The 253-nt window shown below is 48.2% G+C and carries 1 pseudogene; it reads left to right on the top strand.

Features of this window, described 5'->3' with window-relative positions:
* Positions 1 to 127 precede the first annotated feature (127 nt).
* Positions 128 to 253 (top strand): annotated as a pseudogene (locus HC752_RS24555) (IS5/IS1182 family transposase); the annotation flags it as partial.

Genomic DNA, 253 nt, shown 5'->3' with positions numbered 1-253 from the left:
ATCCTCTACGACTACATGATCAAGTGCATGAAGGAGTTGGCGAAAGCTGAGCCTGATATCGATGCACTGCTGCCATGGAACTTCAAGCATTAGTTATGTCGCCCCGTGAGTTCATGGGGCGCTTACGAAAGAGCGGTATGGATACCACAAACGATCTTTGTCAGAAACAGCGATGTATAGAGTTAAACAGCTGCTAGGGGGAAGGCTGAGCTTAAGGAATTACAATGCACAAGTGGGCGAGACTTACGCGATG

This window comes from Vibrio sp. S9_S30 (assembly GCF_014694455.1).
Lineage (GTDB): Bacteria > Pseudomonadota > Gammaproteobacteria > Enterobacterales > Vibrionaceae > Vibrio.
The sequence above is the reverse complement of the archived record's forward strand: the minus strand, read 5'-3'. Positions and strand labels throughout refer to the sequence as shown.